General features: G+C 49.5%; 22 protein-coding genes. 11 read left to right on the top strand and 11 right to left on the bottom strand.

Going from position 1 to position 26311, the window contains the following annotated elements:
* Positions 1–120 precede the first annotated feature (120 nt).
* From ACJJI8_RS22190 to ACJJI8_RS22170, 5 genes are all read right to left on the bottom strand, one after another.
* Entirely contained in the window at positions 121–2478 is a 2358-nt protein-coding gene (locus ACJJI8_RS22190; RefSeq protein ID WP_444933766.1) for a TonB-dependent receptor domain-containing protein, read from the bottom strand.
* A gap of 283 nt (positions 2479–2761) precedes the next feature.
* Positions 2762–3100 (bottom strand): hypothetical protein, encoded by a 339-nt coding sequence (locus ACJJI8_RS22185; protein ID WP_413662708.1) that lies wholly within the window; start codon positions 3098–3100, stop codon positions 2762–2764.
* Positions 3101–3110: 10 nt separating this feature from the next.
* Entirely contained in the window at positions 3111–3632 is a 522-nt protein-coding gene (locus tag ACJJI8_RS22180; RefSeq protein WP_444917752.1) for a hypothetical protein, read from the bottom strand.
* Positions 3633–3722: 90 nt separating this feature from the next.
* Positions 3723–4817: an alpha/beta hydrolase family protein gene (locus tag ACJJI8_RS22175; RefSeq protein ID WP_444917751.1), complete on the bottom strand. Its 1095-nt coding sequence runs from the start codon at positions 4815–4817 to the stop codon at positions 3723–3725.
* A 435-nt stretch (positions 4818–5252) separates the two neighbouring features.
* Positions 5253–5651 (bottom strand): VOC family protein, encoded by a 399-nt coding sequence (locus tag ACJJI8_RS22170; RefSeq protein ID WP_444897970.1) that lies wholly within the window; start codon positions 5649–5651, stop codon positions 5253–5255.
* Positions 5652–6015: 364 nt separating this feature from the next.
* Here ACJJI8_RS22170 and ACJJI8_RS22165 point away from each other — a divergent pair, with 364 nt between their 5' ends.
* The 3 genes from ACJJI8_RS22165 to ACJJI8_RS22155 are packed head-to-tail and all read left to right on the top strand — an operon-like array spanning position 6016 to position 8895.
* Positions 6016–7092 (top strand): bile salt hydrolase, encoded by a 1077-nt coding sequence (locus ACJJI8_RS22165; protein WP_444933765.1) that lies wholly within the window; start codon positions 6016–6018, stop codon positions 7090–7092.
* A 31-nt stretch (positions 7093–7123) separates the two neighbouring features.
* Positions 7124–7996, top strand: a complete 873-nt coding sequence (locus ACJJI8_RS22160) for a GNAT family N-acetyltransferase (RefSeq protein WP_444933764.1) — start codon at positions 7124–7126, stop codon at positions 7994–7996.
* Entirely contained in the window at positions 7996–8895 is a 900-nt protein-coding gene (locus ACJJI8_RS22155) for a polysaccharide deacetylase family protein (protein WP_444914291.1), read from the top strand. The genes ACJJI8_RS22160 and ACJJI8_RS22155 overlap by 1 nt, the downstream gene beginning before the upstream one ends.
* On the opposite strand, the gene ACJJI8_RS22150 is transcribed toward ACJJI8_RS22155, so the two are convergent.
* The 3 genes from ACJJI8_RS22150 to ACJJI8_RS22140 form a co-directional block, all read right to left on the bottom strand.
* Positions 8888–9685, bottom strand: a complete 798-nt coding sequence (locus ACJJI8_RS22150; protein ID WP_444933763.1) for a class I SAM-dependent methyltransferase — start codon at positions 9683–9685, stop codon at positions 8888–8890. The genes ACJJI8_RS22155 and ACJJI8_RS22150 overlap by 8 nt on opposite strands.
* Before the next feature lie 170 nt (positions 9686–9855).
* Entirely contained in the window at positions 9856–11328 is a 1473-nt protein-coding gene (locus ACJJI8_RS22145) for an aminoacyl-histidine dipeptidase (RefSeq protein WP_444933762.1), read from the bottom strand.
* A 124-nt stretch (positions 11329–11452) separates the two neighbouring features.
* On the bottom strand, positions 11453–13420 hold the full coding sequence (locus tag ACJJI8_RS22140) for a VacB/RNase II family 3'-5' exoribonuclease (RefSeq protein WP_444933761.1): 1968 nt from the start codon (positions 13418–13420) through the stop codon (positions 11453–11455).
* Between the two features lie 81 nt (positions 13421–13501).
* Between ACJJI8_RS22140 and ACJJI8_RS22135 the strand changes: the two genes are divergently transcribed.
* The 3 genes from ACJJI8_RS22135 to ACJJI8_RS22125 all read left to right on the top strand — a co-directional run bounded on the left by ACJJI8_RS22135 (position 13502) and on the right by ACJJI8_RS22125 (position 18063).
* Entirely contained in the window at positions 13502–13693 is a 192-nt protein-coding gene (locus tag ACJJI8_RS22135) for a hypothetical protein (RefSeq protein WP_444933760.1), read from the top strand.
* Positions 13694–13939: 246 nt separating this feature from the next.
* Positions 13940–15028: a Glu/Leu/Phe/Val dehydrogenase dimerization domain-containing protein gene (locus tag ACJJI8_RS22130; RefSeq protein WP_413662699.1), complete on the top strand. Its 1089-nt coding sequence runs from the start codon at positions 13940–13942 to the stop codon at positions 15026–15028.
* A 218-nt stretch (positions 15029–15246) separates the two neighbouring features.
* Positions 15247–18063 carry a M16 family metallopeptidase gene (locus ACJJI8_RS22125; RefSeq protein WP_444907732.1) on the top strand — a complete coding sequence of 939 codons (2817 nt, stop codon included), beginning with the start codon at positions 15247–15249 and terminating at the stop codon, positions 18061–18063.
* A 42-nt stretch (positions 18064–18105) separates the two neighbouring features.
* On the opposite strand, the gene ACJJI8_RS22120 is transcribed toward ACJJI8_RS22125, so the two are convergent.
* Positions 18106–18717, bottom strand: a complete 612-nt coding sequence (locus tag ACJJI8_RS22120; RefSeq protein ID WP_282932017.1) for a glutathione S-transferase family protein — start codon at positions 18715–18717, stop codon at positions 18106–18108.
* A 90-nt stretch (positions 18718–18807) separates the two neighbouring features.
* Here ACJJI8_RS22120 and ACJJI8_RS22115 point away from each other — a divergent pair, with 90 nt between their 5' ends.
* Positions 18808–20172: a metal-dependent hydrolase family protein gene (locus ACJJI8_RS22115; protein WP_444897962.1), complete on the top strand. Its 1365-nt coding sequence runs from the start codon at positions 18808–18810 to the stop codon at positions 20170–20172.
* A 184-nt stretch (positions 20173–20356) separates the two neighbouring features.
* Here ACJJI8_RS22115 and ACJJI8_RS22110 read toward each other — a convergent pair whose 3' ends face one another.
* Positions 20357–21067 (bottom strand): SIMPL domain-containing protein, encoded by a 711-nt coding sequence (locus ACJJI8_RS22110; protein WP_444893270.1) that lies wholly within the window; start codon positions 21065–21067, stop codon positions 20357–20359.
* Positions 21068–21228: 161 nt separating this feature from the next.
* Positions 21229–22395 carry an aminotransferase class V-fold PLP-dependent enzyme gene (locus ACJJI8_RS22105; protein WP_444933759.1) on the bottom strand — a complete coding sequence of 389 codons (1167 nt, stop codon included), beginning with the start codon at positions 22393–22395 and terminating at the stop codon, positions 21229–21231.
* A 75-nt stretch (positions 22396–22470) separates the two neighbouring features.
* On the opposite strand from ACJJI8_RS22105, the gene ACJJI8_RS22100 reads away from it, so the two are divergent.
* From ACJJI8_RS22100 to ACJJI8_RS22085, 4 genes are all read left to right on the top strand, one after another.
* A complete protein-coding gene (locus ACJJI8_RS22100) occupies positions 22471–22911 on the top strand; it encodes a VOC family protein (protein WP_444933758.1) in 441 nt (146 codons plus the stop codon).
* A 56-nt stretch (positions 22912–22967) separates the two neighbouring features.
* Positions 22968–24071: a hypothetical protein gene (locus tag ACJJI8_RS22095; RefSeq protein WP_444933757.1), complete on the top strand. Its 1104-nt coding sequence runs from the start codon at positions 22968–22970 to the stop codon at positions 24069–24071.
* A 2-nt stretch (positions 24072–24073) separates the two neighbouring features.
* The gene (locus ACJJI8_RS22090) at positions 24074–24739 is read left to right on the top strand and encodes a GntR family transcriptional regulator (RefSeq protein WP_282932023.1); all 666 of its coding nucleotides are present in this window, start codon (positions 24074–24076) and stop codon (positions 24737–24739) included.
* Between the two features lie 213 nt (positions 24740–24952).
* Entirely contained in the window at positions 24953–26302 is a 1350-nt protein-coding gene (locus tag ACJJI8_RS22085; RefSeq protein ID WP_282932024.1) for an aspartate aminotransferase family protein, read from the top strand.
* Positions 26303–26311: the final 9 nt, after the last annotated feature.

The following is a 26311-nucleotide window of genomic DNA, read 5'->3' as shown; positions in this document are numbered from 1 at the left end:
AAAATTATTTTTCGACTATATTTATTATTTATTGCACTTTATTTTTGAATCTACTGCTTGACTAAACATACGCACAATCGGCTAGCATTTCCAGCCGATTGTGTGGCTGCCAAAAAAATCTTAGAAATCAATAGTTGCAGAGAGTGAGGCTGTCCGTGGAGCACCTATCCAGGCACCGTCAGAAACGACAGTTCCTAAGTAATCCTCATCCAGTAAATTATTTATCACTAAATTCAGGTTGGCTCCCCGTAGTGCCGGGCTAAATTCTCCCAGATTCATGCCCAGGTAGGCATCGACAACTACATAGGAGTCAGCTGTCCAGCTATTGTCTAAGTCGACAAAGCGATCTCCGGTAAACTTACTGGAGATGCCACCGTAAAATATTTCAGAATTCCAATCCAGGCCAATCACATAGAGTTGATCAGCTATCCCGACTACGTCATTCCCTGGTGTTATTCCTTGAGTTTCATCTACTGCTGAGTTTCCTGAGCCAATATAGGTAGTGTCCAGCAGGGTATAGGATGTATAGAGATTTAGAGTTTCTGATAAATCGTAGTCCAGGAAAAGTTCCAGACCATCAGATTCGATTCCGCCGGCATTAAAATAGGTCCCATTGGTACCTATCAAATAGTTATTACCTGCGGAAGTATTGTTATCCAGGAAAATGATCCGGTTTTCAAAATCATTTTGAAAATAGGTGGCAGTTGCCGAGAAATTATCGGCGGTATAGCGAAGCCCTAGCTCTGTGGTCTCTGAGGTTTCCGGTTCGATATTGTCGAGATCTGAATCGGGCCGCTCTAATACGCTGTCTCCAATCGCCTTAAAGTTTTCAGCGTAGCCTGCGAACAGCTCTGCACCTTCCAGGGGTGTTTCCCAAATCAAACCGGCGGAGAGCAGGATATCTGAATCAGAGTCAACACTTGCATCGGAAGACTCCTGAAACAGATCTTCCCTTTCAACATCGACAAAGAACTGCTTGGCGCCCAGTGTCAAAGTGAGAGTGTCGATGGTCAGGGAGTTCTGTAAATACCACTTTGTGCTGGTTGAGGGATAACTGCGGTCGTATTGCACCCAGTAGGGTGTTGAATTGAAACTGGCACCCTGAGTTGCATCAGTGATTTTGTGCCAATCGCGGTGTTCGTCACGGGTGGAGTCTTCATACCAGAGGCCGCCTCGTAGCTCATTGTCCAACCCGGCGATGGTGGTAGCGTATGTAAAGTCTAGAGTCAGTCCGGCACGCTCTTTCTCATAATGAGTGTGCCGATAAGACATCGCGGGTATGGCGCCCTCTGCATAGCAATCTGGATTGTAGGCTGGTCCTGAATCGCCATAGATATTGGTGACTGACGCTGTACATGTTTCATCGTAAGTAAGGGCATTGCCATTGGCATCAACAAAATAAATGATGCCCGACTGGCTACCGCCATAGGCAGTTGAGCCGCCGAGGAACTCGGACTCGCCCTGTTCGCTGTCATCTGTAATGTCAACCAGGAAAGGGGGCACCCAGTCCCCACGGCCTTCGTTGCTGTGGTAGTAGAGTCCGGCCTGTAGATTGAATGAGTCTGTCAGGTCAAAATCGAACTGGGTGTAGGCCAGCAGGTTCTCGCGCAAGGTAGACCAGCCACGGCGATAAAGTTGATCGATATAAGGAATACCGGACCAGTTGCCGGTAAGGAAATCGTTTTCAGGGTACTCTTCAAATTGGGCGTCCGAATAGACTCGTTGATAATTATCTTCGTGGATATCGTCGTAGGATATGTAGGCCTTGATGGTACCAGCTTCCAAGCTGGTCACTAGTTTTGCCGCGATGTGCTCTCGTTCATTCTCAGCAGTTTCAGTAATCCAGTCGGTCGCTTCCTGGTTAGAGTATGAGATCCAGGCTTTGCTATTCCCGGCAAAAATACCAGTGTCATAGCGAAAATATACTCTCTGTGCATCAAATTCGCCTGTGGACAGCTCTATTCGACTGCGCTGTGTGTCCAAAGGATCATCAGTGCGATAATCAATAGTGCCTCCCAGGGCTTCGTGGGAACGTGAAGCGATATCTGAAGTACCCTGTGATACTTCTACTGAACCGATATTACCCGGATCAACAAAGCGGTTTGCTTTTGAGCCTCCACCGTAATTCGAACCGCCATTGGGAATACCATCGATGGTGGTGCCAATTTGCTGTTCATCTAAGCTGTTAGTAAATCCGCGAATACTGATATTGGTTGACCAGTCGTCAAAGCCGTAAGTATCTCCTTCATTGACTGAGACACCGGGGAGGTTATCGATCAATGCATTAACGCTGGTGATAGAGGACTGTTGCTTGCGCATTGCCTCAGATACTTCGCTGCTGTTAAAAGTGCTACCGGAGCCCAGAACCATTACTTCTTCAATTTGTGCGTTGCTGAGGTCTTCAGCGGTCACGGGACTGGCACTCATTATTGTGGCCACCGAAATGGCGGCTGCCAGGTAGGTCTTTTTAGTATTCATCGGGATACCCCAGTTTGTAGTGATTCAGCAAGTGTTAACCAGCCTGGTAAGCGGCTTGAGTTATTTGCGCGCGTACATTGACGCGTCTTGATGAATAATTCTTTACAGGGGGGTTAAACTCTTTTTACCCGTTGGTGAATGCTCAATAAATCCTGAGAGCCAGAAACATGAGCTGTTTCAGACTGACTGAATAGTGTCCTTGGTAGTGGGGGTGATCTGGTGAGTAATCTTGATTGAGTGTAGGGGGGAGGGCTGAGTTACCCCAGCCCAATTTAAATAGAAATCAGATAGCAGCTTTCAAGGAAATGCCGGTGCAAGCTTCAATTGTTCCCCAGAGAACTCCCAAAACTGCATTCCAGACTTTCTCAATGGTGACTAACAGGAGTCCACGTAAAGTGTTGGCGAAGTTCTTGGCCATATCCTCCAGGGAGTCGAGAAAGTAATCTTGCAGATCGCCAGATATTTCATCAGATGCAATTGCTTTAGCAATCATTTTTGTTTGCTGAGCCATTGCGGATAACTGGCGCTCGGAAAATCCCCTGAGTTCAGAAATATCACTGTTAATTACCGCAGAAGCTGCCCCTTTGATATCTGCAACGAGTTGGTTAACGTCAATAGACATAGTAATTTCCTCAGCGATTCAGAAAAGACTCATAAGTGAGTGCTTGGTCCATGGAAACAACAATTTCATTTTTGAATAGAGAAACAGCGGTTGCGTTTAGGCCCTTATCTTCATCTACCGTGCGCATCATGTTCAAACTCTCTGAAATTTTCTCCAATGACGCAACACTGGGGGGTTCCCGCTCAAAGCTAATATTCCTGCCAGAGGATTCCAAATAGTTGTTAATCTTTTTGAGTAGTTTACTTTCAGGCGCAGGGCGGGTTTTCGATTGCATTGCCAGCGCATCTACTTTGCCGATCAATGCATGGTATCTCTCATCTCTTTTTGAGTAAGAATCTTTGTTGGTTCCACTGGAAACTGAAGAGAAAAATTCCATTATCTCTACATTGACAGTGGTTAAATCGGAGTATAGCGCGGCATCATAGCGCGGCGCCATTTGTGAGCATCCGCTAACTAGAATGGTAAGAAAGGCTAAAACTGCAAAGATTGCTATTGGCTGCCTTATCATGATCGCTCCCTCTTTAATTTTCATTTTAATAGTCCTGCTCGGCCCTCTCCAGTCGCCGGAAGGGGGCTGAGGTATAGATACATTTATTTCTGATTTGGTCGTCTGGGTACCCCTTTATACCGGTTCCAAAATCTCGTGCGAGGTTGGCGAAATACTGGGATCATTTTGCTTTTCAAAGTAAGTCAGCAGTAAGCGAACAGCCTCCTGATTATCGAAATATCGGGAGTGAACTCGAGCTGCCAATTTGTCCGGAAAAGTACCGTAAGACCCGATAATTCGCTCATAACAGTGGTGGCGTGCTGGGACCGCAGAACCACTGGCAAACCAGTCTGAGTGAGACTTGATATCAATCCACTCGATTAGATCTTTTCTTTGTGACAGTTGCTCTACTTCATTCTGCAGCCAAGGAGCCTGCTTACCCAGAACTTCGATTAGGGACCCCATTGTTAGGATACGGATTGGTTTACCGATTGGCGGAAGATCGGCAAAAAGGTCTACAGTAACAACACTGCCAAAACTATGTCCGACAATAGTTACGGAATCGTAGTCGTAAAGTTTAATACTGTTTTCGAGCTGTTCTCTGACCCGTCGGATAATCTCAAAGCGGACTGCAGGCTTGCCCTTGGCCGCCGGCTCATTGGTGAGATAGCGCTTACAAAAGTCAGAAATATCTACTAGTAAGGCAACCGGCATAACGGCAACAACGGCAGTAGCAATCAGCCAGATCCGCCAGCCCCCTATATACTCAACACCTTGCTTGAGCTGTTGTACTGCGGGATAAAACGGGCTGTCACTGGTGGGCTCAACAGCTTCGACAAACAAAATGATGGTACCAATGTACCAAACAATAAAGGCTAATGCTGAAAGGGTTAGACCAAATGTCAGGTACTTTCGTTTAAGCACCCCTTTCCAAATATGGAGGTTGGCCAGCCAGAACCAGATTAGGGAGAAGCCTCGGGCTAAGCGGACTTTCAGGCTCTGCTGGGTAATGCTAGGAACCAAGTCGTTCCAGTAAGCTTCAACCAGATCAAGCTCCTGCTTATCGTTGACCCTCAGGCGGTTGATGCCGGCAGGGACGGTAGGATCAGAAATCTGAGTGAGAGGCATACGCTCACTGGCTGCGATCATTCCCTCGGTGAACTCTGACAGTTGGGCGGTGCTGGTGACTCGTGTCAGTCCGGGCACCAGCATAATTAAGCTTCTTCTCATTGTTATTCCAATTGGCTCTATTCTGGAGATATAACCTTCTGCCAAGGTTTGCTCCTGCCTTTGTTTTTTCTGTGTGAAAATCGTTTCAGTAAGTGAGTATTTCCATATATAAGTACGCTAGCCAGTAGCTAGCTACGGTGTATCTCAGTGGTGAAATTTTGTGCGATGGCCAGCACTATACTAACCGAAGGACATTGGATATAGGTGCATGTCAACTGAATGTTACTCGATTTATATGTGATACAAAACGAGATGTAAATATAGAAAAGAAAAAGATTTATTGATTGGGAGAGGAAAAGCCGCTTCGTACTTCTTTTCTTAAATTACTTGTCGGAAGTTATTTCATCGCGGTTAAGGGGGTAGACTAGCGAAGGTGAAGATCTGTCGCTGCTTACACCGCACTCTATGGGGGAATCAGAAGCGACAGGTTAAAATTTACTCTACGGTTTCTTTTTGTAGTTCAACTAAAATAAATTCGTTGCCGTAGAGATCTTCAAAGTGGGCAAACTCTGCACCCCCTTCAGAAGTGGGTGGCTTGCTGAAGTGAACGCCATTTTTTGCAAGTTTTTTATATTCTCTGTCAAAATTATCTGTATAAATAACGGCACAAGGCTGCCCTGCAGTTTGTGCTCCCACTTTCTTTTGCTGGCTTTCAGAAGTTGCCTGAAGTAACCATATACCCATATCTTTTTGTGCCGGAAGTCGAATATGAACAAATCGATGTGGTGCTGCTTGAGAGTCAATAAATACTTCAAACCCCAATTTGTCACGATAAAAGGCAATAGCTTCTTCATAGTTGTTGACTAGGATTACCAGTCTGCCAATTGAGTTCATTAGGGGCTCCGTGATTGGCCTTATTGCTACTTCGATAAGAGGGATTATTTCTTTTTGGTTAATAGGTGTACAGTTTTTCAAATAGTTTTTATTTGAGTAGCCTATACCAAAATGAATGCTTTTAGCGTGAAGTTGGTTAGCTGTAAAAGCTTACTGAAATTACAAGATATTTGAACTGTACTTGTTGAAAGCGGTGTCAGTTTCTGGACCTTTACGCCAAGGTTGCCAAGTATTGGAACGAAAGACAGTCTCACCATTGTTGGCCATCTATGATGGAAACCGGACTTTCTATTGTTTAAAGCCGATTACAGTGACTGTAAACGACCAGCATATTAATTAATGATTTTGAGGGATGGTTGGCAAAGTGAAAAGGATTTCATGTTTTTCTAAAGCTATAAACTCCGTTATGGTTTTTGTTGTTGTAGTGCTGTGCCTACTCGAGCCCAGGTCTTCGATTGCTTGTACCCGAATACTCTATGAAACTGGTGATAAGACCTATATTACTGCCCGTAGCATGGACTGGAGTGATACCGATGCAGCTATGGCATTTTGGGTTTTCCCTCAGGGGATGGAGCGCAATGGTGGCTTGGGCCCAAAATCTATTACTTGGACATCGAAGTTTGGCTCAATTGTTATCAGTATTTACGATGCGGCTACAACTGATGGGCTCAATGAAAAGGGCCTCGTTGGCAACCTTTTATACTTGGCTGAGGCAGATTATGGGAGTGCTGCCGATAGGGATAAGCCGACTATCTCTGTTGGGGCCTGGTTGCAATACATCCTGGATAACTACGCAACGGTTGATGCTGCGGTAAAGGGGTTAAAGAGTGACCCATTCACTGTGGTTGGCGCAGATCTTCCCAATGGGAGACCGGCAAGTACACATATTGCAATTTCAGACCCCAGTGGTGATTCCGCTATTTTTGAATATCTTGATGGTGTGCTAAAGATCCATCACGGTAAGCAGTTTACGGTAATGACTAATTCTCCTCCTTATGATCAGCAACTGGCAATCAATTCCTATTGGAATTCAATTGGAGGCCAAAACTTTCTACCGGGTACAATTAGTGCGGCGGACAGGTTTGTACGGGCGAGTTATGCTTTAAAAACATCACCAGAATATAAAAAGTATCGCGATGCATTGGCATCCGCATTCTCCCAAATTCGTGCTGTCAGCGTGCCGCTGGGAATGGATGATCCCGATAAACCCAATATAGCTTCAACATTGTGGCGGTCGGTTATTGATCAAAAAAGTAGCCGCTACTATTTCGACTCTGTTATTAATCCATCAGTAATTTGGTTGGATATGGATAATGTTTCTATTGAGCCGGGATCTAAAGTAATGACAATGAAATTAGATACTCCAATGGACACTGGTGGGGAAGTGGCATCTAAGTTGAGTCCTTCAGAACCCTTTAAGTTCCTCGCTCCAGGTAGCTGAATAAATACGATAACGAGAAGAGTCTAAGTCAATGCATGAATCATTTACTGTTCGGGAGATGACACGTAAAGAAGTGGATTTACTGGTTGACTGGGCTGCACTTGAAGGCTGGAATCCGGGGTTGCACGATGCAGAAATTTTCTGGAAAACAGATCCAGAAGCTTACATTGCGGCGGAAGTTCGGGGCGACTTGATCGGAGGAGGGGCAATTACTGCGTACGGTGATGATTTCGGTTTCATGGGATTCTTTATCGTTAGGCCTGAATTCAGAGGTCATGGGTTTGGTAACAGGCTTTGGTATATCCGACGGGACCGCTTAAAAACCCGGTTGAGACCTGATGCAAGCATCGGTATGGATGGGGTATTTGCGATGCAGGATTACTATGCCCGCGGCGGTTTTAACTTCTCCCATCGTAATCTCCGTTATCGAGTCGAGCTCTCTGCTTTTGAGGGTGTGAGTACTAAATGCCCTGATGAAGTTATCCAGCTTAGTGAAGTTTCTTTGGATCAAATAATTGCTTACGACAGGACCTGCTTTCCCGCAAGTAGACGGGTATTTCTGAAAGGATGGCTTTCCCAGCCAGAGGCTCTGAGTTTGGGCTATGTCCAATTTGGGAGTCTTTGTGGCTATGGTGTAATCAGGCGTTGCCGCAATGGATGTAAAGTAGGTCCTCTGTTTGCAAATAGCTATAAAGTGGCAGATACGTTGCTGAAGCGACTGGTCTCATTTGCAGATGATGGGCCTATCTTTCTGGATGTGCCGGAAAATAATCCTGCGGCTATGTCGCTGGCCAAGCACTATGGAATGGAGGAAGTTTTTGGCTGCGCAAGGATGTACCTGGGGCCAATGCCAGATATTGCGCGGGACCGAATTTTTGGTGTAACGACATTTGAGCTGGGTTGATGCACAAGAGAAATCTGGAGGGTTACGCTGGGCGTCCGCCTCATCCCCGCTGGCCTGATCAGGCCCGCATTGCAATTCAGTTTGTCTTGAATTTAGAGGAGGGGTCAGAATCCACCAAGTTAAACGGCGATACCCAATCTGAATCTTACCTGCATGAACTTCCTGGCAGGCCTGCACGGGTTGGAGGGCGGGATTTCAGTGTAGAGAGTATGTATGAGTATGGTTCTCGCGCTGGTGTCTGGCGGCTTCTCGATATCTTTAATACTTACAACGTACCTTTAACAGTTTTTGCTACCGGTCAGGCGTTAGAGCTTAATCCGATTTTAGCGCTAGCCCTGGTTGAAGCGGGACATGAGATTGCTGGCCATGGATACCGGTGGATTGATTATAAAGATACTCCTAAGGGTCGAGAAAAACACGATATTCAGCTCACTGTTAAGATAATCGAGCAGTTAACCGCTAGGCCTCCGTTTGGGTGGTATACAGGCCGGGTAAGCTCCCATACTAAATCATTGGTACGAGAAATTGATGGATTACTGTATACGTCAGATTCCTACAGTGATGATTTGCCATTCTGGGAACAGAAATCAGATTCATTGGTGGTGATTCCCTACACCTTGGTGAATAACGATATTCAGTACCTGCTGCCCAGTGGGTGCACGACTGCCGATGATTTCTTTTTATTGCTAAAAGGCGCTTTCGATCAGCTTTGGCGGGAAGGGAGCGTGAGTCCTAAGTTGATGAGTGTTGGACTACATGGGCGAGTCAGCGGCCACCCTGCCAGGGCTGCTGGAGTTTATCGTTTCTTGAAATATATCCAGCGATTTGAACCCATTTGGATTTGTCGCCGCAACGAGGTAGCGCAACATTGGATCTCCAATTTCTCTACCGCTAGATAACTTGGGCGGTAGCTTTCCAAAGCGTTTGTGTGTGGAAAGTGTATGCGGTAACTATACCGGCCTCTTGTTGTGCAGATTTCCATTCTTCAGGGGTGATTTTGCTCTGTGCAATTAACTCTGCGGATACAGGCTCTATAAGTCCAATGATATTTTCCAGTAAGTTTTTACACCTAATCCCGTCACTTTTTCCATTGGCATTGATCACATGGGGTGAAACTACAACTTCGCTGATCTTTAGGGAGGATAGTACTGGAAAAAGATTAACGGCTATTTCAGGAGAACCGCGCCCATTGCCGTAGGCCAGCGTATTACGTGCACGGAAGCATTTCATTGGGTTGAACTTGTCGGGGCCAGTGTAATAGGTTGCGTCGTAAGGCTCGTGAATAATAAGTCTGCCACCGGGGCGTACAACGCGAATCATTTCTTGCAGCATGGTTTTTGGGTTTGGAAGATGTATCAAAACCAAGCGTACAAAAGCTGCATCTACCGATGAATCTGCTAACCCTGATTTTTCTGCGTTACAGAGCTTAAATTCTGTGTTGCAAAGCCCCAACATTTGGGCCGTTTGCTCGGCTTTGTTTAACTGGGCAGACTGTATGTCGAGGCCAATATAACTACCAGCGGATACCTCTTGCGCAATCCAGAGATTGGCGCCTGCACCACAACCAAACTCTGCTACTTGATAGTTTGAAGGAAAATGTATGTCTTCTGTATCCCCGTAGATTTTCCTCTGTAACAGCAGGCGTTTCTGCTCTGAGGCTTTTGCACCAAGTGAATAACTCTCCTTCATTTTCCCGGGGCACCTGTGGAGTTAAGAAATATTAAAATAGCCCAGTGGCTCTCTAACAATAGCTAGAAAGCAGTTTTTAGTGTGGTTGATGCGTTGGGTGTAGTAATTGGAGGGCGGAGTGGAAAGGCTGGGTGTCGGGCCTCGGGGAAAGCCGAGGCCCGATTGGGCGGCTAGTCGCGAGTGGGAATTGCCTGGACCACTTTAATAAAGTAATCCCAGAAATTGGCGACACTCTGGATATGTACCTTCTCTTCAGGAGAGTGAGCGCGGCGAATGGTTGGACCAAAGGAAACCATATCCCAGTTGGGGTAGGGTTTGGCCAGCAATCCGCACTCCAGGCCGGCGTGAATGACTTTTACTTCAGCTTCCTCGCCAGTCATATCTTTATAGACATCCTTCATCATCGCCAGCAGCGGCGAATTGGGATTTGGTGTCCAGCCAGGGTAGTCGTTGTCCAGTGTTGTTTCTGCACCTGCCAGCTGGAAGGTGGCGGCGACATTGAGGCCGTGTTGGTCGCGGGCAGTGTCAGAGAGGCTGCGTACAAGACATTGGATTTTTACTCGATGCTCACCGTTCTCCTCCATTGTTACAACACGGGCCAGATTGTTGGATGATTCAGCAATGCCTTCGAGAGCAGTGCTCATTCGCTCAACGCCATTGGGGCAGCAGCGGATTGCGCGAATAAGGGTCAACTGGCTATCTGCGTCCAGGGTGTTGGCTGGAGTTTCGGTAGCTTCCAGGGTGATGTCCAGTGCCGCTTCATTGTCCAGTTCACGGGCAATTTGAGCGCTTTCGCTTTTTACAATTTCCTGTACTTTATCGACCGCTACTGAAGGCACGACCAGGGTTGTGAAGGATTCGCGGGGAATCGCATTGCGCAGGCTACCGCCATCCAGGCTGGCAATACGCAGCTCGGGGACCTGGGTTAGAGCGGCGTGGATAATGCGGTTTGCGATCTTGTTGGCATTGCCTCGGCCTTTGTCGATATCCAGGCCAGAATGCCCGCCACGGAGGCCGCGAACAGAGAGTTTTACTGCTTCTGCACCGGGCAGGATTGCTTCTGGCGTATAGGGCAGGCTGACATTGACGTCGACACCGCCGGCGCAGCCGATATACAGCTCGCCTTCATCTTCAGTATCCAGGTTGAGGAGCAGGTCAGCTTCAAAATAGCCAGGCTTAAGATTCTTGGCGCCGGTCATGCCCGCTTCTTCATCGATTGTCAGCAGGGCTTCCAAAGCGGGGTGGGGAATATCAGTAGATTCCATCAGGGCCAGGATTGCGGCAACGCCAATACCATTGTCTGCGCCGAGTGTGGTGCCTTCCGCAGTTACCCAGTCTCCATCCACGTAGGGTTTGATTGAGTCAGTGAGAAAGTCGTGCTCAGTGTCGGCATTCTTCTGCGGCACCATATCCACATGGCTCTGCAGGGCCAGTGTCTTGCGGTTTTCCATACCAGGAGTGGCCGGCTTCTTGATAACAATATTGCCGATTTCATCCAGCTGAACGCCTAGGCCGCGTGCTTTAGCGAAGTTAACGATATGCTCCACTACGCGGTCTTCATGCTTGGATGGGCGTGGAATTTCACAGAGCTTGGAAAAGTGTGCCCACAGTGGAGTTGGGTTCAATTCAGCAATATTGCTCATGAGTGGCCTCGATTTATTCTATTGGTGCCGGAGCTATAAGCTAGCTGGCCGATCAAAGGCGGTGGGCTTTGGCCCCCGGCAGGAAAGCCCGGCGAGCGCCGGGCTTGGGTAAATGTGCAGGAATTTATTTCTGGGCCGCGTCGGCAGCCTCAGTTTTTTCAGCGTTCAGTTCAAAGGCGATGCGTCGTTTGTCTACATCGACAGACGCTACTTTAACTGAAACTTCCTGTTCTAGGTGGAAGCGTTTTTCATTGTGTGTAAGAACCAGGTGCTTGCCATCGAAGGTGGGCAGGTTCTTCTTATCGCCATTCATGCGCACAAAGCCGTCAATACCAAAGTCGTCGAGTCGCACGCCGATGCCTGCGCCGTTTACCAGGGTAATTTTCCCTGTAAATTCCTGGCCAACTTTCTTCTCGATAAATTGAGCGTAGAGCCATTGCTCCAGGGCTCGGTTGGCCTGGCGACCGCGAATCAGGCTTTCCTGCAGGGATTCAATTTTATCATCGGCCAGTGTGGAGGCTTTCTCTCCCTGCGCAGCAGCGCGCAGAACGCGGTGGTTGTGCAGGTCGTTGTACTTGCGAATTGGCGAGGTGACGGTGGCGTAGGCCTCGAGGCCCAGTCCCAGGTGAGCCCCTACCTTGTTATCGAGCTGGCCCGGGCGCAGCATACGCTTGAGCACGGCTAGCAGGTTGTTCATCTGCGGCTCTTCATGGTTTTCCAGGTGCTTAACCAATGCAAGGTAATGCTCCAGTTGCCCCAGATCGGCCTCTGCATGCTCAGGTAGCAGTTCTTTCAGCAGGCTGCGAACTTCTCCCATGCGCTCTTCGCGGAAGCCCAAGTGAACAGAGAAGCAGCCCTGCTCAATCTCGGCGAGTTTGCCACCCATGCTGATATTGGTAGCGAGCATGGCTTCCTCGACCATTCGCTGAGCGATATTGCGTTCCTGCTTTTCGATACGCTCGATCTTGCGCTGATCGTTCAAGCGGATTTCATAGTCCGGGCGATCTTCCATTGCCAGTGAGTGGCTGGCACGGTATGCGGCGCGCGCTTCGTAGATCGCCGCCAAATTACGCAGACTGTCCTGTTGCTCCTGGGGCACGGCGGAGTCGTCACCCTCAATAAAGCGGCTGACTTGTTCATAGCTCAGTTTGTGCTGGGAGCGAATAGCGGCAAATTCATAGCGGCTATTACCAATGGTGCCATCGTTATCGATATCGATATGGATAACCAGGGCGGGGCGCAGCTCGCCGGGAACCAGGGAGAACAGGTTCTCACACAGGTTGCGGGGCAGCATGGGTAGGGTTTCGCCCGGTAAATACTGGCTGTGGGCCCGATTAAACGCCTCTTTATCCAGGGGGCTGTTCTCATCAATTAGCGACGATGGGTCTGCAATAGCAATGTGCAGGGTCCAGCCCCCGTCACGGCTGCTTACGGCCAGAGCGTCGTCCATATCGCGAGTGGTTTCCGCATCGATAGTTGCGAAGCCCAGCTCGGAAAGTTCGGTGCGCTCACCGGTAACTGTTGTCAGTTTCTCCGCAATTGTGTCCGCCTGCTTTTGTGCAGCGGCACCAAATTGCTCAGGCAGCTTGAATTGGGCGACAACATAGGCGTGTTCGATACCGGGCATATCGGGCTTGCCGATAACGGTTTCCACCTTGGCCTGGGCTCTGCCGTCTTTAAATGGATGGCGGTTTACTTTGCAGGCAATAAACTCTCCCGGCTGGGCCTTGCCGCGAGCCTTGGGAGGGAGAAAAATCCAGCGGGACAGGCCATTTTGCGTGGGCTGGATAAAGTGGCCCTGGCCGCGCTGTACATACTGGCCAACAAGGTAGTCGAGCTGGCTGTCGATCAATGCATCGAGCTCTGCTGCGAGTTTACCCTTGTTCTCTTCGGAGAGACTTACTCGAACCCGGTCACCGGGAAATACACGCTCCATTTCATTGGGAGGCAGGAAGGCTTCCCTCCCGTCATCCAACTCAACGAAGCCAAACTTGCCGTTACTGCCGCGAACCCGGCCTTCGGCAAACTCCTTACTGGAGCGAATATCTGTTTTCAGTTGCGAAAGTTGTTTTAGAGCGTCGGCATTCAGCATCGAGTTTATCTCTATGGGTCGATTTGGGCGCGGATTCTACCAGACCATGCGCAGAGGATGTAACGCGCTTAGGCGGTGGAAATGATCTTAGTTGTCAGTGTTGTGAGGTTTTCAAAAATTTTTGAAAAAGTAGACATATTAAGGAAGGCTTCAAAAGGAGGTTCTTTGCCAGAAGATTTATACAGGAATCGTGTTCTCTTGAGGGGCAGTTATAGGAAATTTATAAGAGAGCCGCCAGCGGTAGGAGAGGGCCCGGTATTCAATGCCAATTAATGGAGAAATAAGAGTGTAGAGCTAGCCGCCTAGATTAATGACTGGGCGGCCCAAGTTATTCTGGGGCAAACAAATATCCTAAAAATGATATTTTGGTGTGATGTTTTAGCTATTCTAATGCTCATGTGTGCAAAATATGCAAACTTTGTCTGTGGGAGCTGGATATAATCTTATTCCAGATAAAAACAGATAAGGGCTGTGGTTGTTCCCCAGCTGTAGAACCGGCCTTCCGGAGAGGAACAGTTAATGAGTATTTTTTCCCATTCCGCCTACGATAAACACGAACAAGTGGCGTTTTACCAAGATGCAAAGAGTGGCTTGAAGGCCATTATCGCGGTACACAATACGAATTTGGGTCCCTCACTGGGTGGCTGCCGTATGTGGCCCTACGCCGACGATGGCGAGGCCCTGAATGATGTTCTCCGTCTTTCCCGGGGTATGACTTACAAGTCCGCAATGGCCGGCCTCAAGCTGGGCGGCGGCAAATCCGTAATTATTGGCGACCCGCGCAAGGAAAAGACCCCTGAGTTACTGCGCGCTATGGGTGAATTTATTAATACCTTGGGCGGCCGTTATATCACTGCTGAAGATTCTGGCACGAGCGTGGCGGATATGAGTGTTATCGGTGAGACAACCGAGTTTGTCTCCGGCCTGTTCGCGGGCTCCGAGTATGGTGGTGATCCTTCCCCTTCGACTGCTTACGGTGTGTTTGTCGGCCTGAAAGCTGCGGTAGAACACCGCTGGGGCAAGACTGACCTGACCGGCTTAAAAGTCTCTATTCAAGGCGTGGGCAACGTCGGTTTCCGCCTGGGTAAACTATTGAAGGATGCCGGTGCGGAACTGTTTGTCACCGATATTTTCCAAGACAATATCGATCGTGCGGTTACAGAGCTTGGTGCCATAGCCGTAACTGCCGACGAAATCTTTGACCTGGACGTAGATCTGTTTGCCCCCTGTGCGATGGGTGCAATTCTCAACGATGACACCATCAGCCGTTTGAAGGTTCAGGCGATTGCTGGCGCGGCCAACAACCAGTTGGCGGAAGAGCGCCATGCTGAAGTGCTTCGCGAGAAAGGTATTTTGTACGCACCGGACTATGTCATTAATGCTGGCGGTATTATCGATGTTTACTACCAGCAGAAAGGCGATTACGACGCTGCAGAAGTGCGCGCTCATATCGAAGAGATTGGCAACACTATGAAAGAAGTGTTCGAGCGTGCCGATGAAACCGGCCAGACCACCGCTCACGTAGCGGACCGTGTTGCCGAGGAGCGCTTTGGTCACCATACGGTTGTAGGCGAGGCCGAAGACAAGTCTGGTACTGTGGCAGCGTAATGTTTTCAGCGCAGGAGTAGAGCTGGTGACCTGATTCCTTGGGCGATTGTCATCTCGCTTCTCTCTGTGATGTATTGATTTGGGCACTTCGGTGCCCATTTTTTTGCCTGGAATATTTGCTAAATTGCGGTTGGTAAAAGGTTTTGCTGACACTCTGGAGGAAAGCTGGCCTAAACTTGCCATCCTGAAATTGCGGTTTTTTAAAAGGGAGTGACAATATGGACTTGCGTCCGCTACTTATCAGCGTTGCCATCGCTATTACTGGCCTTACCGCTTGCGGAAAGTCTACCGATGATACGCCTCATGCGCTTTCGGTGGATAAGGAAGCAGCAGCCAGTAGCAAGGCTGCTGCATCCGATAAAGAGGCGTATGTCCCGCCACCCAAGTTGGAGATTCCTTTCCATAGGGAAGTATTGCCCAATGGCCTGACGGTGATTGTGCATGAAGACCACAAAGCCCCCGTTGTTTCTACCAATCTTTGGTACAAAGTAGGCTCTAAGGACGAGCCGCCAGGTAAAACCGGATTTGCTCATTTATTTGAGCACTTGATGTTTAACGGTAGCGAAAACTTCCCAGGGGAATATTTCGAACCCTTCCAGCGCTCTGGGGCCACCGATATGAATGGCACCACTAGCAATGACCGCACCAATTATTTTGTCACCGTGCCCAAAGGCGCCCTGGATATGGCGCTGTGGATGGAGTCCGACCGAATGGGGCATTTTAAAGGTGCAATTACCCAGGAGGTTTTGGATGAGCAGCGCGGTGTTGTAAAGAATGAAAAGCGCCAGGGGGAGAATGCACCTTATGGCAAAGCGTTCGATATTATTGCCAAGAGCACCTTCCCCAAAGGGCACCCCTATTCGTGGACGCCGATTGGCTCGATGGAGGACCTGAATAACGCCAGTCTTGAAGATGTCAAAAAATGGTTTGAAGACCATTATCAGCCTGCTAATGCCGTTTTGGTGATTGCGGGTGATGTTACGGTCAAAGATGCGATGGCCAAGGTACGCAAGTATTTTGGTGATATCCCGAGCACTGGAGTGCAACCGCGCATTAAGAATTGGGAACTACCTACCCAGGTGAAAAAGAGGGAGGTGGTTTACGATCAGGTGCCCCAAACGCGAATCTACAAGGTTTGGAATGTGCCTGCAGTGGGTAGTGAAGTGGAAGATGCGCTGGAATTAATGACTTCCCTTCTCGCCAATAGAAAAAACTCTCTTCTTTACCGCCGTTTAGTTCGCGATGAGCAAGTGGCCACCAGTGTCAGCGCTTTTTATTATGGCCGTCAGCTTGCAGGGCAGTTGATGATTATCGTCGACGTGAAACCTGGGCAGTCTGTAGAAAAAGTTGAAGACTTACTGAATAAAGAATTAAAGCAATTCGCAAAAAATGGTGTGAATGCGGATGAGCTGCGCCGGGTTAAACAGAGTGAGTTTGCCGGGCTGGTAAAGGGGTTGGAAAAAACCGGTGGTTTTGGTGGTAAGAGTGACATCCTTGCCCAGTCGGAGTTTTATTTTGGCGATCCCGGAGCCTTGATAGAAGGCGTGGAGGATTATGCAAAAGTATCCGCTCTCGAAGTTCAAGAAGTGGCTGAGCAGTGGTTGAAAGAGGACTCCTACACCTTAATTATGGAGCCGAAGCAGAAGTATACGGCAGCGGCGGAGGGTGCTGACCGCAGCAAGCTCCCCGAGGTAGACAAAAATGTAGAGCTGGAACTGCCAAAACAAAAAGAATTTACCCTCAAAAATGGATTAAAGGTTGTCCTGGCCGAACGTCATGATACTCCCGTTGTACTGATGAATCTGCAATTTCGCAGTGGTGCCTCCGCAGATAAAAATAAGCCAGGTCTGGCTTCAGTTGCGGCGCAAATGCTGAACGAAGGTGCGGGTGATCTGGATAGCCTGGAATTTAGCTCTCGCTCAGAAGAGCTTGGTGTAAATATTGGTGGTGGTAGCGGCCTTGATTATAACAATATCAGCATGAGTGCCCTTAAGACGCAGCTGGAGCCATCGCTGGAGCTATTTGAGAAGGTGGTTACTGAACCTCGTTTCCCAGAGTCTGACCTGGAGCGGGTTAAGTCCAATCGCCTGGATGCAATAGCCCAGGAAAAAGCCCAGCCTCAGGGCCTGGCTATGCGTGAACTGCCGCCGCTACTATTTGGAGAAAACCACCCTTATGGCTCTCCCTTGACGGGATCGGGTACTCCCGAGGGTATTAAGTCCATAACCCGTGAGGATCTGGTTAATTTCCAAAAGACCTGGGTGCGACCGGATAATGCAACCCTGACGATCGTGGGCGATGTTACTGAAAAAGAAATAGAGCCTCTGCTGAATGAAACTCTCGGAAAGTGGACTGCTCCTAAATCAGAGCTTCCCAAAATTGAAGTTGCCAAGGTGCCCCGCCCGGAAAAGGCTCGAGTTTATTTGCTCGACCGCCCCGGCGCACAACAGAGTTATATCATGGCAGGTCTGCTGATGCCGCCTTGGCAGCCGCAGGGAGCTGAAGCTTTTGATGCGATGACAAATATTATTGCCGGAAAGTTTACGTCCAGGGTCAATATGAATCTTCGTGAGAACAAGCATTGGTCCTATGGTGCCCGCGCGGTTTCCCTCGATACAGAAGGTCAGCGTCCTTATATCCTCTTTGCTCCTGTGCAAACTGATAAAACAGCTCCAGCCATTAAGGAATTGGTAAAAGAGTATGAGGAATACTTAGGAGAGCGTCCTATTACTGCAAAAGAGCTTGAGGACTACCAGAATGACGAAGTCCTGAAGCAAAGTGCTCGATTCCAGACCAAAGGGCAATTGCTTTCCAGTATTAATTGGCAGGTGGAGAAGGGGCTTCCAGAGGAATATATTGCCGAATATCCACAGCGGGTTTCAGCACTGAATAAGGAAAAAGTAGAGGCTTCCGCGAAGGAGTATCTTGCGCCAGATCAATTCACCTGGGTGATTGTTGGGGATCTGAGTAAGATTAAAGGCGAGGTTGAAGCCTTGGATATTGGCCCCGTTGAGGTGCTTCCTGCAAAGGACTGACTGAAATTATTTCCCCGCCCTGTTTGGGCGGGGAAATAAGGTTTAAGCTTTAAAACTGGGGCGCTCTTTAAGTTGTTCACGCCAGCGGACTACGTGGGGGTGCTCTTCAGTATTGGGTCGTAAGTCCTGAATCTTTCCGAAGTCCATGCAGGTCACCATGGCAATATCTGCTACGGAGAAGTAGTCTTCAACCAAGTATTGATGATCTGATAAATGATCGTTAAGGATGCCAATAAATTTCATGGCCTCCTTGCCGCAGTCCTTCCCAAACTCTGGATAAACGTTCATCCGGTCTTTAAAGAAACCAGTTACATGCTGAAAATTCATAGCAATGTGATACATCATGTTGAAATCAGCACGACGATTCCACATTTCAACCTGAGCCTTTTCTTTTGCATTTCTGCCAAATAGAGGGGGCTCTGGATGTAGTTCTTCAATATATCGTTGAATGGCGGCTGATTCGGAAATATGTGTGCCGTCCTCAAGCTCCAGTAAAGGAACTTTTTTCAAAATATTCTTATTCCCATACTCTGCTGTAAGGTTTTCCCCTTTAGCGATATCTACTGTTACATATTCGATATCCACACCTTTTTCTGCCATAAACATGCGAACACGTCGACAGTTTGGTGCTGCTGCGAACTCATAGATTTTCATAGAGGCTTCCTCTCGCCTGGGTAATTGCGTAGATTGTGCGATCTTGGTAAAGGACGTTAAGAATCTAAAAGAGATCTACTGGGGACGACAATGACAACAAAGACCAACCGAAGCTACTTTGTCAACCGCGCAGCCGCCGTGGCTTTGTCGGTATTTGCCGGGCTTTTTAGTTTACAGGCTGGGGCCGAGAGCATCGCAATTTACGCTGGCAAATTATTTGATAGCAGTAATGGAAAATTATTGGAAGACCGCACCATTCATATTGTCGATGGGCGGGTTGAGTCAGTACAGAAGGGGTTTGCCAAGCGCGATCGAGAGCGCTTGGTCGACTTGAGAGAATATACGGTATTGCCAGGTTTGATGGATATGCACAGCCATCTCACTTACGAGTTTGGGCCGCGTGCTTATATGGAGTCTTTCAGCTGGAATACTGCCGATTTTACCTTGCGCGGCGTGGATGCTGCTCATCGCACTCTACAGGCTGGATTTACCACGATTCGAAATCTTGGTGATCACGACAATGTGACTGTGAGTTTACGTAATGCAATCAACAAAGGCCTGGTGGAAGGTCCGCGTATTTATACGGCGGCAAAGACAATCGCAACTACCGGTGGGCACGCTGACCCCACCAATGGGCTAAGGCAGGACTTGATGGGGAACCCTGGCCCGGTGGATGGTGTTATTGATGGGCCTATCAGCGCGCGCAAAGCGATTCGTCAACGCTATAAGGACGGCGCTGACCTGATCAAGATCACCGCGACTGGTGGAGTCTTGAGTGTGGCAAAGAGCGGCCAGAACCCTCAATTTATGCAGGATGAGTTGGAGGCAATTGTTGAGGCTGCTAAGGACTATGGTTTCACAGTTGCAGTACATGCCCACGGTAAGGAGGGAATGATCCGCGCAATTCGTGCTGGAGTGGACTCCATTGAACACGGCACCTATATGGATAATGAGGTGATGGACCTGATGCGCCGTAACAACACCTGGTTTGTGCCGACTCTAATGGCTGGCGAGTGGGTGACAGAAAAATCGGCGATTGAAGGTTTCCTGCCGGACCTGGTGCGCCCGAAAGCCGCGACTATGGGGCCTTTAATGCAGGATACTTTTAGCCGCGCTCACAAGCGCGGAGTAAAAATTGCATTTGGAACCGATACCGGTGTTACCCGTCACGGCAATAATGCTCGTGAATTCTTATTGATGGTGCAGGGTGGAATGAGCCCGGCCGATGCACTGCGTTCAGCGACTTGGAACGCGGCCCAACTACTGCAAGTACAGGATGAACTGGGCAGCATTAGCGAGGGCAAGATAGCCGATATTATCGCTGTGGCAGGAAATCCCCTGGAAGATATTTCGGAAATGCAACGGGTTCTGTTTGTGATGAAAGAAGGCGTTATTTACAAAGAATCCAGCGAGCTGCCAAGCGATGTGTTTCTTGAGCAAGATATCAGCGGTTAGCCGGTAGGGAAGAACGGCAGTGAAACAGCAAGGCTGTTGGTGCTGTTTCACTGCTGACAAGATATTAGCTATTACGGGGCAGCAGGGAAGAACCGAAATGGACTATGAATATATTCAAGTTCCGAATGGCCCCAAGCACCGTGTATCCTTCCTGCCTCCGTATGTGAGTAGCTATTGCTCCGTATTAGTCCTCGAGTTCGTATACCAGATCCAGATTGACGGTAAGTGTGGTTTCTCCCGGTGAAATGGGGGTGGAAGCGCTGTCTTTCATGGCCGCCATTTCAGTGCGGTACATGGGGCGTGGCATACCGCCGTTGCCATTTTCTGAAATACTGACAATGCGACGCACTTTTGTACCCAGCGCTTTGGCGTACATTTCTGCACGTTCCTGGGCGTCTTCAAGGGCTTTCTCCCGGGCTTTGGCTTGAACTGGAGCAGGTTCACCAATTTCGAAGCTCGGACCGTTGATCTGGTTGGCTCCAGCGGCGGTAAGATTGTCCAAGACCTTGCCGAGTTCATCCAGTTTGCGAACCTTTACGCTGACGGTATTTCGCGCGGTGTAACCAGTGATTCGGGGTTTTTTGTTTTGCTGGTACTGGTAGCGCGGAGACAGGTTAACGCCTGTGGTTTGAATATCTTTCTTGTTGATACCCGATTTCTTGATGGCGGCCATTAAAGACTCCATCTGATTGGCGTTATCGCGCATTGCCTGTTTGCTGTCCTCTGACTCGGTCACCACTCCGACAGAAATTTTTGCGATATCAGGAACCTGACTTGCCTCTCCCCGTGCAGCGATGGATACCATGGTCCCCCGGTCTTCTGGAGCCCGCTCGTTACCACAGGCTGTGGCGAGCAGGGCGAGAAGGGAAATTACTGAAATTTTTACTGCTTTCATAACGCTTCCTTATCCATTGAGTGCTGATTATTGTGACGAAAATGGCGCCATTATTTTATAGATTGAATCCTGAACCGCAGCTGAGCCCGTGTGCCTTTTAGGTGTGAAATATGCTCTAGCGGCGGTAGTAAAAATCACTCTGTCCTCTTAGCTCTGAAGCTTTAAGAGTTAAAAACCTGCTGGTAAGTTTCATCCTTATCGTGATAGATGGCGAATCCCAGCCTGAGAAACTGTTGTCGGCGATCACACAGAACTGCTCGAGCCTTGAGTTCTTCCTGAACCCTCTGTGAGATTTCTGGTTGTGAGCAGTTAAATGTGAAAAAGTGGCCTTGACCTTTTTCCAGATCATGACAAATCAAGTTGTTGCGATTCAAGATGGGATGGTCTGAGTTATCCATGCTATTCAGGAATCGGGTTTGCGCATTGAGAACATAGCTGTGTATTTTCTCGATGGTAATGCCTTCGCGATGGAATAAATCGAAAATAGCCAAGGCTTTGTAGAGTGTTGAATAGTCCATGGTCGCCCCGGCAAAGCGCAGCCAATTGTCGCTATATCCGACTTCTCCCGAGCGATTCTCCAGCTCAGCCATTTCTGCGAACCAGCCGGTATTTACAGGGCGCAGTGTACAGTTCGCAGGAATTGTCATAAAACACAGGCCTTCACCGGCGCCTAGGTACTTATATGATCCTGCCGTAAAAAAAACCTTGTCTGCAACGGTTGAAAGATCGATCGGGCGGGCAAAAAAACCGTGATATCCATCGATAACGAATTGTGTGCCATGCGGTTTCTGTGCCGCAACCTCCAGCAGCCGGGGAAACACCACACCGGAGTCAAAAAATACCAGGCTGGCATAGGCCAGATGGTATTCATTTTTATGTAGTTCGGTTTCAAATCTTTCTGCCAGGGTGGCGTAGGGTTCTTTGGCAACTCTCGTTACCTCTACTTGAGGAAGCTCTTCCAGACGTTGTAATTGGCGAGTAAAACTGTAGAACTCTCCGTCTGTAGTGAGAATGCGCAATGGTTTACTGGGGTCGAATGAACTCAGTAGCCGATACACTAGTTCATGGGTATTTGGGGCTATAGCGATCAAGTCTGCCCTGGGCAAGTTGAGGGATTTTGCGATCGCCGCTTGCCATGAGGGTATCTTCTCCTCAAAAATTGGCCCCCATTTTTCATCGGCCAGAAGTGCTGAATCGCGCCAGTACTGCTGTACTGCATCAAGGGTAACATCGGGCCAGTAGTGGTGGGAGTGGCAAGCCATGTGCAGCATGGAAGAGGGACTGCCACTGGGCGCCTGAAGGAACTCGCGATAGAATTTTTTATACATATGCGTTTAGCTTTAAAAAGCCGATTTATTTGTTATGGGCTGATTGTAGAGCTTGGCAACAAGAAGGAGTAGAGGGTGAAGTACTTACACACCATGGTTCGCGTAACCAATCTGGATGAATCTCTGGCGTTTTACTGTGAAAAGCTGGGCCTGCAGATCGTTAGTCGAAATGATTATGATAAAGGGCGTTTCACCCTAGTGTATCTCGCAGCCCCCGAGGATCTTGAAGCGGCCAGGGAGAATAAGGCCCCGACATTGGAACTCACTTACAATTGGGACCCGGAAAGCTACACTGGCGGGCGGAATTTCGGACACCTGGCATATCGGGTAAATGATATTTACGGGGTGTGCCAACGCATGATGGATCAGGGGGTGGTCATCAATAGACCTCCGAGAGACGGCCATATGGCATTTCTTCGCTCCCCAGATGGGATTTCCATTGAGTTGCTGCAAAGTGGAGAGCCCCTCCCACCCCAGGAGCCCTGGATGTCTATGGAAAATCAGGGTGAGTGGTAGTCCGGGATAGTTGAAACCTGAGATAAATTCTGACGGCCAAGAAAAAGAGAAAGTGAGTGAAAAATACCAGTTGTATTCTACTGGCCGGAGAGACGGCTGCGCGGCGCATACGTGAAGAGGGATTGTCCCAGAGGCAATTTTCGACGCTGGTCGGCGCTTCCGGCGGTCCCAAGTGGCTGGTGATTAGTCAGTTGGATCGGGTATTGATGGGGGAGTTCTTCAACGGGCGGAGCGAACCAATTGTCACCTTGGGATCATCTATCGGTAGTTTTCGCAACATGTGTTACGCAATGGCAGAGCCGCTGTCAGCACTTGAACGATTAGAGCATCACTACATCTACCAAGCCTATTCAGACAAACCCTCACCAGAGGAGATTACTGCCGGCGGTCGCAAGATGCTGCAGGCAGTGTTGGGTGCTGAAGGTGCGCGCGAGGTAGTGGAAAATCCCATTTGGCACAGCCACTTTGTGGCGGTCAGGGGCAGGGGGCCACTGGCCAGTGAAAACAAGGCGCTGTTGGCGCCGGCATTACTCGCCTCGGCACTGGCAAATGCTGTATCTCGCAACAGCCTGAGCGCTTTTTGGGAGCGGGTGGTTTTTCATTCGCAAGAGTCGGCAGGCATTCACTTCCAGAACCTGAGCACCGAAAATATTCCGCTGACTGAGCAGAATACCTGTGCTGCTGTACTGGCCAGTGGCTGTATCCCTTTGGTAATGACAGGGGTGCAGACACCGGAGGGAGCTCCACAGGGAAATTATCGCGATGGCGGTATCACCGATTACCACTTTGATCTGCGCTTCCGCCACCCCCGGGGCCTAGTGCTCTACCCGCACTTTTTCCCCTATATGGTGCCCGGCTGGTTTGATAAAGGGCTCTCTTGGCGACGGGTTCGCGGAGATGCCATGCAATCCACTCTGGTTGTGGCTCCTTCGCCCAAATTTGTTGCCTCCTTGCCCTATGGAAAAATTCCAGACCGCAATGATTTCTACAAGCTCGACCGTGAAGACCGTTTGAAGTACTGGGGGCGGGTGGTTGATCTCAGTCGCCGGGTGGCAGATGATTTTTATGAAATTTGGCAAAGTGGCCGGGCGGCTGAACATTTAATTGAGGTGGGTGCGGAGGAAGTCCCTCATATGTTGGAGCAGGTCAGGGCAGCATAGGTATGGTGCAGGAATTTAACAGTCCCCAGGAAGAGTACCGCACAACTCAGGAGAGGGTTTATTTTCAGGTGCGGGATGCCATTCTGCGGGGAAAGTTTTTGCCGGGTAGGGCGATTACTATTCGGGGCCTGGCCTCGGAGCTTAATTGCAGTCCAATGCCGGTTCGCGAAGCGTTGCGCCGCCTGACTTCGGAGCGGGCCCTGGAGCTGTCAGATACCCGCCGGGTCAGGGTGCCGACAATGACCCCGGAAAAACTGGCAGAGATTTGTGCCGCTCGCGTGGCCCTGGAGTGTCAGGCCGCTGAACAGGCACTGCCATTGGTCGGGGATGCTGAATTAGCGCAACTTCGGGAGCTGGATGAGCGTGTAACAGAAGCTCTCGCTCAGAAAGACATCGAGCGCTATGTAACCACTAATCTGGAATTTCACTTTACCCTTTATCGCCTGGGGCAGCCCCATATCATCCTGTCCCTTATCGAGAGCCTGTGGCTACAGACAGCTCCCCTCCAGCACTTGGTTTTCCAGCGCTTTGGCGTGCAGGAGCTGCCAGACCGGCATCAAGATCTGCTCGAAGCTATTGCCAGTAAAGATGAGTTGAAGGTGCGCAAAGCCATTCAGCAGGATATTGAAGAGGGGCTCGGTTCTATCTCTGCAGAGGAGCTGCTGTAGCGGCTCCTTCCCCCCCCCAGTTGACTATTTAGTTCCCTTTTTTTCTCCTCGCACTGGCGCGATTCGACCTTATATTTTCGGTAAGGGCAGATAGACCTTGCGCTTCTGTCGATGGCCCCACTAGAATGTGATCACAAATTAGTGGTAACGATTTGGCCTTTTGAGCCCGATTGGTGGGCGCTGAGCAAGGCCTGTGAAAGCCAGGAGAGAAATATGAACAAGACTGAGCTGCAGCAACACGACCGTGAGCACCTGCTACACCCATTTACTGACTTCCATGACTTGGGCCAGCAGGGGACCCGTGTGATTACCAGCGCCGAGGGCGCTTACATCACCGATATTGATGGCAACAAAATGCTTGATGGCATGTCAGGCCTCTGGTGTTGCAACCTCGGCTACAGCCGTAAAGAAATCAGCAATGCGATCTACGAGCAGCTGAATACCCTGCCTTTCTATAACAGCTTCTTCCAGTGCACTACGGTGCCCTCGATTGAACTCGCCGACGCCCTGGCTGAAGTGACCCCGGCGCATATGAACAATGTGTTCTTCACGGGTTCCGGTTCCGAGGCAAATGATACTAACCTGCGCCTCATCCGCCGTTTCTGGGATATCCAGGAAAAGCCGGAGAAGCGCATCGTTATTTCCCGTAAGAATGGCTATCACGGCTCTACCATTGCCGGTGCCAGCCTGGGTGGTATGAGCGGTATGCACAAGCAATTCCAGCCGCTCGACTACATTGAGTACGTACAGCAGCCCTACTGGTTTGGTGAGGGCGGCGATATGTCTCCGGAGGAGTTTGGTATCCAAGCGGCTCGCAGCCTGGATGAGAAAATCCAGGAGCTGGGCCCGGATAATGTTGCGGCGTTTATCGCTGAGCCAATTCAGGGTGCTGGCGGCGTAATTATCCCGCCGGAAACCTACTGGCCGGAAGTCAAGAAGGTGCTGGACCAGTACGACATCCTGCTGGTGATGGATGAAGTGATTTTTGGTTTCGGTCGTACCGGTGAGTGGTTCGGTGCCGACTATTACGGCATGAAGCCCGACCTGATGACTTTCGCCAAAGCAGTAACCAATGGCTACTTCCCCCTGGGCGGTACCATGGTGAGTGATCGTGTCGCTGAAGTGATCAAAACCAAAGGTGGCGAGTTTACCCACGGTTACACCTACTCCGCGCATCCGGCTGCCTGTATGGCCGGTCTGGCAACTATCAATATTCTGCGCAACGAGAAGATTATCGAGAATGTCCGCGATGTAACCGGCCCCTACCTGTCCAAGCGCTGGGCTGAACTGGCGGAGCATCCGATCGTTGGCGAAACCCGCAGTTTGGGTATGGTCGGCGCCTTGGAGCTGGTAAAAGATAAGGCCAGCCGCGCTCGTTTTGATGATGACTGCACCGCTGGTGCGGTATGTCGTGACCTGAGTATCAAGCACGGTTTGGTGATGCGCGCCGTTGGCGATGCCATGGTTATCGCACCACCGCTGATTATGACCACTGAACAGGTCGATGAGCTGGTAGAAAAAGCGCACCGCGCCCTGGACGACACTGCTAAAGCACTGGCGTAACATAGCGGC

It is taken from the genome of Microbulbifer maximicatervae (SeqCode) (genome assembly GCF_052467695.1).
This window is presented reverse-complemented; position numbering and strand designations above follow the sequence as displayed.

What these genes read in the sequence shown, in the direction of transcription:
- ACJJI8_RS22190 (WP_444933766.1), bottom strand. Translation starts at nt 2,478, where the DNA reads ATGAATACTAAAAAGACCTACCTGGCAGCCGCCATTTCGGTGGCCACA.
- ACJJI8_RS22185 (WP_413662708.1), bottom strand. Translation starts at nt 3,100, where the DNA reads ATGTCTATTGACGTTAACCAACTCGTTGCAGATATCAAAGGGGCAGCT.
- ACJJI8_RS22180 (WP_444917752.1), bottom strand. Translation starts at nt 3,632, where the DNA reads ATGAAAATTAAAGAGGGAGCGATCATGATAAGGCAGCCAATAGCAATC.
- ACJJI8_RS22175 (WP_444917751.1), bottom strand. Translation starts at nt 4,817, where the DNA reads ATGAGAAGAAGCTTAATTATGCTGGTGCCCGGACTGACACGAGTCACC.
- ACJJI8_RS22170 (WP_444897970.1), bottom strand. Translation starts at nt 5,651, where the DNA reads ATGAACTCAATTGGCAGACTGGTAATCCTAGTCAACAACTATGAAGAA.
- ACJJI8_RS22160 (WP_444933764.1), top strand. Translation starts at nt 7,124, where the DNA reads ATGCATGAATCATTTACTGTTCGGGAGATGACACGTAAAGAAGTGGAT.
- ACJJI8_RS22155 (WP_444914291.1), top strand. Translation starts at nt 7,996, where the DNA reads ATGCACAAGAGAAATCTGGAGGGTTACGCTGGGCGTCCGCCTCATCCC.
- ACJJI8_RS22150 (WP_444933763.1), bottom strand. Translation starts at nt 9,685, where the DNA reads ATGAAGGAGAGTTATTCACTTGGTGCAAAAGCCTCAGAGCAGAAACGC.
- ACJJI8_RS22145 (WP_444933762.1), bottom strand. Translation starts at nt 11,328, where the DNA reads ATGAGCAATATTGCTGAATTGAACCCAACTCCACTGTGGGCACACTTT.
- ACJJI8_RS22140 (WP_444933761.1), bottom strand. Translation starts at nt 13,420, where the DNA reads ATGCTGAATGCCGACGCTCTAAAACAACTTTCGCAACTGAAAACAGAT.
- ACJJI8_RS22135 (WP_444933760.1), top strand. Translation starts at nt 13,502, where the DNA reads ATGATCTTAGTTGTCAGTGTTGTGAGGTTTTCAAAAATTTTTGAAAAA.
- ACJJI8_RS22130 (WP_413662699.1), top strand. Translation starts at nt 13,940, where the DNA reads ATGAGTATTTTTTCCCATTCCGCCTACGATAAACACGAACAAGTGGCG.
- ACJJI8_RS22125 (WP_444907732.1), top strand. Translation starts at nt 15,247, where the DNA reads ATGGACTTGCGTCCGCTACTTATCAGCGTTGCCATCGCTATTACTGGC.
- ACJJI8_RS22120 (WP_282932017.1), bottom strand. Translation starts at nt 18,717, where the DNA reads ATGAAAATCTATGAGTTCGCAGCAGCACCAAACTGTCGACGTGTTCGC.
- ACJJI8_RS22115 (WP_444897962.1), top strand. Translation starts at nt 18,808, where the DNA reads ATGACAACAAAGACCAACCGAAGCTACTTTGTCAACCGCGCAGCCGCC.
- ACJJI8_RS22110 (WP_444893270.1), bottom strand. Translation starts at nt 21,067, where the DNA reads ATGAAAGCAGTAAAAATTTCAGTAATTTCCCTTCTCGCCCTGCTCGCC.
- ACJJI8_RS22105 (WP_444933759.1), bottom strand. Translation starts at nt 22,395, where the DNA reads ATGTATAAAAAATTCTATCGCGAGTTCCTTCAGGCGCCCAGTGGCAGT.
- ACJJI8_RS22090 (WP_282932023.1), top strand. Translation starts at nt 24,074, where the DNA reads ATGGTGCAGGAATTTAACAGTCCCCAGGAAGAGTACCGCACAACTCAG.
- ACJJI8_RS22085 (WP_282932024.1), top strand. Translation starts at nt 24,953, where the DNA reads ATGAACAAGACTGAGCTGCAGCAACACGACCGTGAGCACCTGCTACAC.